Origin of the sequence: Planktotalea sp., assembly GCF_050633725.1 — a bacterium.
Taxonomy (GTDB): domain Bacteria; phylum Pseudomonadota; class Alphaproteobacteria; order Rhodobacterales; family Rhodobacteraceae; genus Planktotalea.
In genome coordinates this window covers 1-10,935 of sequence record NZ_JBOEHB010000027.1, presented here as the reverse complement: position 1 = coordinate 10,935, position 10,935 = coordinate 1, and the positions used below count along the sequence as shown (strand labels likewise).

The following is a 10,935-nucleotide window of genomic DNA, read 5'->3' as shown; positions in this document are numbered from 1 at the left end:
TTGGGGATGGACTAAGGTTGACAGCCACGGTCAGGGATGTTGGGCGGACCTAACCAATAAAAGGATGTCTGGATTGGGGAGAGCGGGCCTGTGGCCCGTTGAGCCCCGGTGCAGTCTATTGCCAATAAGCCGTCCTCACGGGACGACAATTATCTGATTTCGTGTTTTAAGTGTGCTGCGCAAGCAATTGTTAGAATCATGTTTTCAAGGAACAAATCGTGCAAACAGAGGGCTCATTCGGTCGAACAATCCAGCTTTTCCTCGTCGACGGGAAGCCAACTGGGCTGCGAAAAGCGACAATCCATGGTTGGACGGGCCTGCTTTTTGTAAGCGGCGCTTCAGCTTTCGGCGACCTTACTGCTCGTGAAGAGGTCGATCGGACCGGTATCTACATACTGTCAGGCCCTGATCCTGAAAAAGCCGGTGCAACCCGCACCTATATTGGCTCTGGAAACTCCGTGGCCGAGAGGATCAAGCAAAGCGCGATCAAAAGGGATTTCTGGGAAACGGCCATCACCATCACGACAAGTGACGATGACCTATCCAAAGGGCACGCGGAATACCTTGAGGCGCGGCTCATAGAACAAGCAGCCCAAGCAGGCCGCGTCACGTTGGACAATGGTACTCAGCCGGACACAAGCAGACGACGACTGCCAGAGGCCGACGTCGCCAATATGGAGCAGTTTCTGTCAAACCTTCGCATCATCCTGCCCGTAATCGGTTTGGATATGCTCAAACCACAACCGCGCGCGGTGACACAGACAGCGAAGCCGGTTGACGAGCGGACCGAAGGAGAAGTGCAATTCGAGATCCGCCACAAGAGCGGCGTCAAAGCGACCGCTGTCGAAGAAGATGGTGAATTTGTTGTACTGGAAGGGTCTGAGGCGCTCACTGAAACCGGCTATGTCCAACAAAGCTATGGCAGCTTGAAGGAAAAGCTCATCTCAGACGGCATTCTAGTCGCGGACGGCAACCAAAAACTCAGCTTCACGAAACCTTGGTCGTTCAATAGTCCATCCGCCGCCGCTGCTGTCGTCTTGGATCGCAACAGCAACGGACGCCTGGAGTGGAAGGTCAAAGGATCGAAGCAAACCTACCATGACTGGCAACAAGCTGAAGCTAGCGCCTCGACCTAACAGGGCATCGTGACAAAAAAATAAAATAAGGGGTTGATTTTTAAATCAGGCGATCGTATCTCTTGATCATCAAGAGGAGCAAGTCGATGCAAGTTACAAACCACATGGATTGCAGAATGAATCAGCGCGGCACAACAAGCAGATGGTAGACCTAGCGTTGGAGCATGGCGTTTTTGACGGCGACAAAATCGTGTTGCGCCGCAAGGACTGCGACGAAGTCGCGGCCGAACTTCGCCAAACGCTGAAGCTCCTTGAACGCGCCAAGTGTAAAGGCGGGATCACAGTCGTCGTTGCGGGTGACTGTCAGATCACGACATACAACACCGGCAGTTTCGCACGTTCGGCGTCAAAAAAATAAGGGGCTGAAAATGACCAAGCTCAATCCGTGGCAATTCCTTTCAACTATGCGGGAAGTTTCCGGCCTCCAGCATGCAGCGCATATTTTGGCATTCAGCGGCGCATCCCGTTTGAACCTTGAAAACTCGATGTCCCCCCCAATTGGTTTGGAGGCCGCGAGTGAGCATGCAGGCGGAAAAGCTCTTGATGAAGCCACTCGAGCACTTCTTGACCTTTCGCCGACGGAGCGTCTGACCGCGATTGACGAATTAATGGCATCTAGTCATGGGCGGCACGATCCATGGCTGCTCGAAGCACCAGCAAAGCGCTTTGCAGAAATTGTTGACAGCGTGAGTTCCGTACGCTGCTCGTTCGAGGCCTCCCTCCACACAGCACTTTTGCTGGCAATACGCGGCAAGGAAGTGCTCTTCGTATCGCAAAATAAGGACATTTGTGACTTTGCACAAAGCCTTGCCGTTCTCTTGGAGTGCAAATTGCAGGTCCTATGCGCCGATCCTCTTGCACGCACAGATGCTACAAATTTTGAAGCAGAAGTGGCCTTTCCTCCTTTTGGCTCCAAACCCATGAACACCGGCCAGATTCCGCGACGCACACTTGCGATATTGGACGCAGAAGAAGGGAAGAAGCGCCTAACCGAAGATGTGCTCGCTTTGGCCGATGCGCTAGCACAGTCGACCGGCCAAACCATCCTTTGTGTACCAGATGGGCTTATGTATCGGGGCGTCGGTGTCGAGCCCCTAGCGCGCGAAGCGCTTGTTGCATCCGGCCGTCTGAAGGGCATCCTAGCGGTTCCTGGTGGCATGATTTTCCCAAACACAATGGTAGACACAGACGTTTTGGTTCTCGCCCCTTCCAACATGGATTGTTCCAAGGTCAGAATGCTCGATCTTTCCCATCCAAGTTTCTCCGGAAGGACTGTTAGGGGTCGCCCCGAAATACTGCCCGGTACGAGCTGGGTTCGCTTCTTAGACGAAAGCGCTCCAATCGAAGAAATGTTCGCCAAAGACGTCACGCTCGAGGAAATCAAGGAGAAAGACTTCGTCCTGAGCATAAACCGGTATCTGCTTCCGCCAGCGGCAGCCGCGCTTGAAAGTTTTCTGGAACGCTCGCGTACGATCGAGTTGCAAGATGCTGCCGAGCTGATCCGGCCTTTAAGCCTGGGCAAAGCGGAAGACGGCGAATTCACTATCTTCGAAGCATCCCCCGCTGATGTGGCCCAGCACGGTCTCCTGAAAAAACCACATAAGACATCGACGCTAGAACGCGCGCAAATGCGCAAGGCTAGGAACCAACGGTTGCTTCCGGGCGATGTCATCTTGTCAGTGAAAGGCACGATCGGCACTGCAGGCCTCGTTCCAGCCGATGCGCCGACTGGCGACGAAGATGGATTCTGGACGGCTGGTCAATCCTTTATGATCTTGCGCCCGAAACACGGGGGACTTTCCGGTGAGGTTCTTTATGAGTACCTGGCAAATCCAACTGTTGTTGAAGCTTTGCGAACGCTTGCAGGCGGCTCAGCGATCCAATCCATTGCCATCAAAGACTTGAGGGCGTTTCGGGTTCCAATTCCCTCAGATGACGACGCTGACCACGCGCGACGCACATTTCAATTGAGGCAAGAACGACATGCTCAGATCTCGGAAATCATGGCCGCGATTGAGGAGGATCGAACGAACTCCTGGCCAAATAGAGACCTGAGTCTGGCGAAGTCCTGACCAACCGCTTTCATCCGACCCAAATTCAATTCATTTTCACGTCAAGCGTGAAGCACCCAATCAGAACGAGACCTGAATCTTGAACACACAAACATCATCCGCACCAAAAGCCAACAACACCCATACATCGCTCGCGGACTTCATTTGGAAGAACGCGGATGACCTTTGGGGCAACTTCAAACACGTCGATTTCGGCAAGATCATTCTGCCGTTCACGCTGCTGCGCCGCTTGGAATGTGTCCTCGAGCCTACTCGGGAAGAAGCCGCCAAAATGCACAAGATGGCCGTTGAAAATGGGCTCGACGTCGATGTCATCCTGCGTCAGGCAACCGGCTACCCCTTTTACAACACGTCAAGCTACAGCCTGGAAACGCTCGGGTCTGGCCGCACTCGGCAGAACCTTGAGGACTACATCGCGAAGTTCTCCGGAAATGCCCGCGTGATCTTCGAGCAGTTCGATTTCATCAACACGATCAGCCAGATGGACAAGAAGGGCGTTCTCTACAAGATTTGCCAGAACTTTGCCGCCATCGACCTGCATCCCGACGCGGTTCCCGAGCGGACCATGTCCAACGTCTATGAACATCTGATCCGCCGGTTCGGGGCCGAAGTGAACGAAGCGGCCGAGGATTTCATGACGCCGCGCGACGTGGTCCACCTGGGCATCGAGCTCCTGCTCGAACCTGATGACCAGATGTTCATCGACAACCCCGGCATCATCCGCACGCTCTATGACCCGACGATCGGCACCGGCGGCTTTGTTTCCGACGGGATGGAGCACGTGCAGTCGCTGCAGGATCGCTATGGCACGGCCCCGACGCTTGTTCCTTATGGTCAGGAGCTGGAATCTGAAACCCATGCCGTCTGTCTGGCGAGCATGCTTCTGAAGACGCTCAAGTCCGACCCCGGTCGCGATCTGTCACAGAACATCAAGCTTGGCAGCACCCTGTCTGCCGACAAATTCCGGCACGAGAAATTCCACTACTGCGTCTCAAACCCGCCGTTCGGCAAGAAGTGGGAGTTGGACCAGGCCGAAGTCGTGCGCGAACACCGCGACCAGAAATTCGAGGGGCGCTTTGGCCCCAAGCTGCCGCGTGTCAGCGATGGCTCCATGCTGTTCCTCCTGCACCTGCTCAGCAAGCTTGAAGACCCAGCAAAAGGCGGCGGGCGCGCGGCGATCGTGCTGTCGGGCTCTCCCCTCTTCAACGGCAACGCCGGTCAGGGTGAATCCGAAATCCGCCGCCATCTGCTTGAACAGGATGTGGTCGAGGCCATCATCGCCCTGCCGACTGAGATCTTCTTCCGCACGGGCATTGGCACCTACATCTGGGTTCTGTCCAACCGCAAACCTGCCGACCGGCGCGGCAAGGTTCAACTGATCGACGCGACCGGGATGTATGAGCCGCTCCGCAAGAGCGAGGGCAACAAGCGGCGCAAGATCGGGGATGACCAAATCCGCGATATCGTGCAGCTCTATGCCGACTTCGAGCCAACGAAAAAGGCCTTGATCCTTGACGCTCAGGACTTCGGTTATCGTCGTATCAGGGTGCTGCGCCCACTGCGCCACAAGATCGTTGTGTCAGACGCGGGGTTTGAAGCGCTGGCCGAACACAAGGCTTGGGAAAAACGCTCGGATGATCAGCGGCAAGGATGGCGCGAGGTGTTGGCGGAGCATGCGGGCACCGATCATGACTGGCACTGGATCGACAGCTTTGCCAAGGCGGCGGCGAAAAAGGACGCGAGCCTCGGCAAAGCCGACGCGGCGCTGATCAAGGCGTTTCAAAAGGCTTTTGGCGTGCGGGACGAAGATCTGGACCCGGTGAAGGACAAGAAGGACAACCTGATCCCCGATGATGATCTGACGGATTATGAAAACGTGCCCATGGGCACCGATATCCACGACTACCTCGAAACCGAGGTGACGCCCCACGCCCATGACGCCTATATCGACGAGACCTATGTGGACGAAACCGATGGCGACATCGGGATCGTTGGCTATGAGATCAACTTCAACCGCTATTTCTATGAATATGTGCCGCCGCGCGATCTGGACGAGATCGATGCGGAACTGAAGGCCATCGAGGCCTCGATTGCTGAAGTTTTGGCTGAGGTGACAGAATGATGCGTCTCAAGTTCGCAATCACCTTCTCACCCTCAACAAGTACGAAGCGCTTGGCTCCCGATACGCCAGTAACCTTCGCGCCGATGGAAGCGATACAGGACGGCATGGGAGGTCTTGATACCTCGAGAACGGCCCCACTAACTGATCTTAAAGCGGGAAGCTACAACGTGTTTTCCGACGGTGACGTGCTTCTGGCCAAGGTCACACCGTGCTTTGAAAATGGAAAGAAATGCCTCGCCCACGACCTCACTGGCGGCATTGGCTTCGCGACCTCAGAAGTGCACGTCATGAGGCCGAAACAAGAGAAAATTTCACCCCAGTTCTTGATGTATTTGCTGTCGTCAGACCAATTTAAGACAGAGGGCATCATCAGTATGACTGGCTCGGGTGGGCTAAAGCGGGTGAGCGCAGAAGCTGTCCTCAATCACCGTATCGTTGTCGACGACGTATCAGAACAATCCGCCATCGCCGATTATCTCGACCGCGAAACCGGGCGGATTGATGGGTTGATTGAGAAAAAGACGCGCTTCATCGCGCTGCTCAAGGAAAAACGTGCGGCCGTCATCGACCACGCAGTTACCAAGGGCATCGACCGGAACGCCGAAATGAAACCCTCGGGGGTGGAATGGATTGGCGACATTCCGGCGCATTGGGATACGCCTCGTATCGCGACGCTGTTCCGCGAAGCTTTCCGAACGCCAGACCCGGATTTGCCTGTGCTTTCCGTGTCGATCCACAATGGCGTATCAGATGGCGAGCTGTCTGATGAAGAACGCGACCGCAAAGTCGCGTTGAGCGAAGATCGCACGAAATATCAAGGTGTTGAACCAGGCGACCTTGTCTATAACATGATGCGCGCGTGGCAAGGCGCATTTGGTGCCGTGGCTGTGTCTGGATTGGTCAGTCCAGCCTATGTTGTCGCGCGACCTATTGCTGAATTCAGAACCAAGTATTTGGAGCACCTATTGCATACAAAAAGCGCTGCCGAAGAAATTCGCAGATACTCCAGAGGGATCGCCGATTTTCGCATGCGGCTTTATTGGGAGTACTTCCGCGATATCCGCGTTTGCATGCCCCCATTGCCGGAGCAGGATGAAATCCTCAGCCATATCGACCGCGAAACAGCGCGCATCGAAGGCCTGATTGAAAAAACCGAGCGCTCAATCGCGCTTTTGAAAGAAAAACGCGCGGCGCTCATAACGGCGGCGGTGACCGGTAAGATTGATGTGAGGGCCGCAGCATGAGCGATTTGCACCACGAAAAACACCTTGAGGCCTATATCGTCAAAAAGCTGACGGAACAGGGCTGGCTGCTGGGCGACACAAAAGGCTTTGATCAGGACACCGCCGTCTACACCGAGGATCTGGAGGCCTGGATCAAAGAGACCCAAGGGCCGAAATGGGATAAGCTCGTCGCCCTGAACGGTGAGCGCGCCCGCGAAACGCTGCTCTCCCGTCTCGACGCCGCCTTGGCCAAGCACGGCACCATCCAGGTTCTGCGCCGTGGCTTTTCCATCGCGGGCTGCGGACAGATCGACATGTCTGAGGCAGCGCCAGAAGATCAGCGCAACGAGACGATCATCGCACGCTATGCCGCCAATCGGCTGCGCGTGGTGCCCCAGCTGAAGTATCACCCCGGCCGCGAGCTGGCGATCGATCTGGGCCTGTTCATTAACGGGCTGCCCGTGGCCACGGTCGAGCTCAAAACCGACTTTACCCAATCCGCCGAAAGCGCGCGCGAACAATACAAGCGCGACCGTCTGCCCGAGGACCCAGCAACCGGCCGCAAACACCCGCTGCTGACGTTCAAACGCGGTGCCATCGTGCATTTCGCGATGTCTGATAGCGAGATTTGGATGGCCACAAAGCTGGCGGGTGAGAATACCTACTTCCTGCCCTTCAACCGTGGCCATGACGGCAAAGGCGGCAACCCGCCCCGCGACGACGGCGAATACCCCGTTGCCTATTTCTGGGAAGAGATTTGCCAGCCCGATGCCTTCCTTCGCATCTTCCACAGCTTCGTTTATGTCGAGAAGAAAGATGTGGTGGACCTGAAGGGCAATTGGTCGGTCAAGGAAACGCTGATCTTCCCGCGCTTTCATCAACACGACGCGGTCAACAAGATGATCGCAGACGCGAAAGAAAAAGGCCCTGGGCATGCCTACCTTTGCGAACACAGTGCGGGATCGGGCAAGACATCGACCATTGCCTGGACTGCCCACGACCTGACCAAGCTGCGCCATGATGACGGCAAGGCAGTCTTCGACACCGTGATCATCGTGACGGACCGAACCGTGCTGGATGGCCAGCTGCAAGACGCCGTCCAGCAGATCGACCACCGCAAAGGCATGATCGCCGCGATTGACCGCGAGACAAGCTCCAAGACGAAAACAGCGCAGTTGGCAGAGGCCATTCTGAAAGGCGTTCCGATCATCGTGGTGACGCTGCAGACCTTCCCGTACGCGATGGAAGCGATCCTGACGGAAACGTCGCTGAAGGACCGTAGCTTTGCCGTAATCATCGATGAGGCGCATACGTCGCAGACAGGCAGCACGGCTTCGAAGCTGCAGGCGACCCTCGCGCTTTCGTCGGCCAAAGACACCGCGAACATGACGGTCGAAGAGCTTTTGACCGAGATCCAGAAAAGCCGCGCCCGGCCGAAGAACCTGTCCCACTTTGCGTTTACGGCAACGCCGAAACACTCGACCTTGATGTTGTTCGGACGGCCGCAGGACACGTCCCGCCCGGCAGGCCCGGACAACCTGCCGCGTGCCTTCCACAAATACGAGATGCGTCAGGCCATTGATGAGGGTTTTATTCTCGACGTTCTCAAGGGCTATGTTTCGTACAAGACGGCCTTCAACCTGGGAAAAGAGCTAGAAGACAAAAAACGCGTCGACGGCAAGGCGGCCAAGCGGGCGCTTGCCAAATGGATGAGCCTGCACCCCACGAACGTCACCCAGAAGGTGCAGTTCATCATGGAGCACTTCCGGCACAACGTCTCGCCTCTCCTTGACGGAAAGGCGAAGGCAATGGTTGTGACGAGCTCGCGTGCGGCGGCTGTTCGCTACAAGAAGGCCTTCGATGCGTTTGTCGTGGCCAATCCTCAATACAAAGACGTTCGGGCGCTTGTCGCTTTCTCGGGAAAGCTCAGTGGCAAGGATGTGATGCATTCCGATGATGCGCAGATTTCCGGCGATCTGTTTGTTTGTGACGATGATGCGGAATTCACTGAAAGCAACATGAACACGGGCGTTGAGGTCAAGGACCTGCGGATCGCATTTGATCGGCCAGAATTCCGAGTGATGTTGGTCGCCAACAAGTTCCAGACGGGCTTCGACCAGCCCAAGCTCGTCGCCATGTATGTCGACAAGAAGATCGCGAACGAAGTCGAGATTGTTCAAACACTGTCGCGACTCAATCGCACTTTCCCAGGCAAGGAAGAAACCTTCGTCATCGATTTCGTAAACGACCCGGAAGCGATCCGAGCGGCCTTCAAACAATACGATTCCGGCGCGCAAATCACCGAGGTTCAAGACCCAAACGTCATCTACGACATGAAGGATACCCTTGACGAACAGGGCATCTACTCGGACGAAGACATCGAGGCGTTCAAGGTGGCGCGCTTTGAAACCGCCAAGACCTTCGACACCGGCGAAGAAGATCACCACAAGGCGATGTTTGCGGCCACCCAACGACCGACCGACCTGTTCAACGCTCGCCTCAAAGCGCTCCGCGAAGAGGCCGCTCGGTGCGAAGTTGAATTCCTGAAGGCAACCGAGGCAGGAGACGATGCCTCGGCGAAAAAGGCCGAGCACGAAAGGATGCAAATAGAAGAGAGCATCGGCCGGATGCTGGAGTTTAAGTCGGGGCTGTCCAGGTTCTCCAGGACTTACACCTACATTGCACAATTGCTTGATCTGGGGGATCCCAGCATGGAGAATTTTGCCGCTTTCACCAAACTTCTGGCAAACCGCCTCAATGGCGTTCCTCCCGAGCATGTCGACCTTAGAGGCATTTCGCTGACGGGATACGACATCAAAAAGAACGATGACCAGGGCAACAACGGCGATGACCCCGATCCAAACTTGAAGCCCACGGGGCCCGGCGGTTCAAATGCGCCTGGGAAGCTTCCTGTTTACCTGCAGGAGCTTATCGAACGATTGAACGGTATCTTTGGCGAAGCTGCTCCGATCAAGGACCAAGCAAGCTTCGTAAACCAAATCGTTTCGATAACCCGTGAAAACAGTATCGTAAGAGCCCAAGTAGAGGAAAACTCTAAAGACCAAGCGTTGAAAGGAAGCCTTCCCGGGGCGGTTCAAGGCGCGGTGGTGCGCGCAATGAGTTCGAACAACGCGTTGGCCACGCATCTTCTCAAAGAAGACAAGCAAGGCCTCGGCATCCTTACGAACCTTATTTACGATCTGATCAAAGCGGGGAAAGATATCGACCTTGGAGAGCTCGACGATGTTTAAATCGGGCGCTTCCAGTGCCGAATTGCCGAAAAAAGCATGCGCCAAGGAAAGCGGGCACTGGGCGACCAGCTCGTCATCGGGATGCACCGTCCTGCGTGCCACCTCCATCTGCAATCAGTTAGAGGCGGCACTATGAGGTTTTGGCCTGGCAAACCCAATATACATGCCTTGGGAATGCAAAAGTATCTGCGCGAATTGTCGGGTGTCGTTTGGCGGGAACAGAACAACGCCTACAGAGCAGGGTTAAATCTTCAGGAAGAAACAATCACTGAATGTCTGCTGCTGCAGATGGCACGTGACCTCCCGAAGGCTGGGTTCCGAGTTAAGCTATTTACCCGAGAACGCGAGAAAGATACCGGTGCAGACTGGGTTTGGTTTTTTAAGCAGGGGCGGTGCCGCGTTGGCTTCCGGGTTCAGGCCAAAAAGCTGTATCGGCGACATGATCGAAGGCCCGGAAGAACCAACCAGTTGATGCCGGGGCGGTACGATGGACATGTATTGACGAAGGGTCAGACGAAAACTCTGATCAAGCGCGCGGGTCCAAATAATCCCATCTACGTTTTCTACAACCACGACCATGTCAAAAACCGACAGTTGTTCCGCCAAGTTTCGTCTGGGTTCAAGCCGCCAAGTTTTTGGGGCTGTTCCGTAGCGTCAGCCAGTTTTGTCGAGCGAAAGAAGTCGCGCGCACTGAGCATTCTGCATCCTGGAATGCGGCCGCTGCACGAGCTCTTCCAGTATGGACCCGGGTGTGGGTTAGCCAATGGTTTGAATTTGCTCGATCCAGACATGGAAACAAAGATGCACGATGGGGACCCTGACTGGGTACGCCTTCAAGAAAGCACCACTGAGCTGCAATCCTATTTGATGGCGGAGAACTTGAACGGAATCGCATATTTTGATGCAAGTGAAGTAGGGGAAGATTTCTTTGTTCCGCGTTGATTTGAACCAAAACCGCTTGTCCCGCCTGTCCCAGAAGCGCTTTTCTGAGTTGAACCTACGTGAGCGCGACCATTTGCAAGAGTGGCTGGCCAATCAACCTGACGCCCTCGGTGAGGAATTGCTGATGATTCAGAAAAAGTTCGACGGGGTTGATGAGACCCGCGAACGCCTGGATCTCTTGGCGCTCGA

General features: G+C 55.3%; 8 protein-coding genes. All 8 read left to right on the top strand.

Features of this window, described 5'->3' with window-relative positions:
• Positions 1 to 218: 218 nt before the first annotated feature.
• The gene (locus ACRBCU_RS17090; RefSeq protein WP_431366605.1) at positions 219 to 1,136 is read left to right on the top strand and encodes a GIY-YIG nuclease family protein; all 918 of its coding nucleotides are present in this window, start codon (positions 219 to 221) and stop codon (positions 1,134 to 1,136) included.
• Between the two features lie 142 nt (positions 1,137 to 1,278).
• Complete coding sequence (locus ACRBCU_RS17085; RefSeq protein WP_431366604.1) at positions 1,279 to 1,494, top strand: hypothetical protein; 216 nt, start codon at positions 1,279 to 1,281, stop codon at positions 1,492 to 1,494.
• 10 nt (positions 1,495 to 1,504) lie between these two features.
• The gene (locus tag ACRBCU_RS17080; RefSeq protein ID WP_431366603.1) at positions 1,505 to 3,208 is read left to right on the top strand and encodes an N-6 DNA methylase; all 1,704 of its coding nucleotides are present in this window, start codon (positions 1,505 to 1,507) and stop codon (positions 3,206 to 3,208) included.
• Between the two features lie 79 nt (positions 3,209 to 3,287).
• The gene (locus ACRBCU_RS17075) at positions 3,288 to 5,330 is read left to right on the top strand and encodes a type I restriction-modification system subunit M (RefSeq protein WP_431366602.1); all 2,043 of its coding nucleotides are present in this window, start codon (positions 3,288 to 3,290) and stop codon (positions 5,328 to 5,330) included.
• Positions 5,327 to 6,574 (top strand): hypothetical protein, encoded by a 1,248-nt coding sequence (locus ACRBCU_RS17070; protein ID WP_431366601.1) that lies wholly within the window; start codon positions 5,327 to 5,329, stop codon positions 6,572 to 6,574. Before ACRBCU_RS17075 ends, ACRBCU_RS17070 begins: the two co-directional genes overlap by 4 nt.
• Positions 6,571 to 9,804, top strand: a complete 3,234-nt coding sequence (locus ACRBCU_RS17065) for a type I restriction endonuclease subunit R (protein WP_431366600.1) — start codon at positions 6,571 to 6,573, stop codon at positions 9,802 to 9,804. The genes ACRBCU_RS17070 and ACRBCU_RS17065 overlap by 4 nt, the downstream gene beginning before the upstream one ends.
• Positions 9,805 to 9,936: 132 nt before the next feature.
• Positions 9,937 to 10,746, top strand: a complete 810-nt coding sequence (locus ACRBCU_RS17060) for a DUF6615 family protein (protein ID WP_431366599.1) — start codon at positions 9,937 to 9,939, stop codon at positions 10,744 to 10,746.
• On the top strand, positions 10,733 to 10,935 hold a 203-nt coding region (locus ACRBCU_RS17055; RefSeq protein ID WP_431366598.1), incomplete at its 3' end, for a hypothetical protein. The genes ACRBCU_RS17060 and ACRBCU_RS17055, both read left to right, overlap by 14 nt.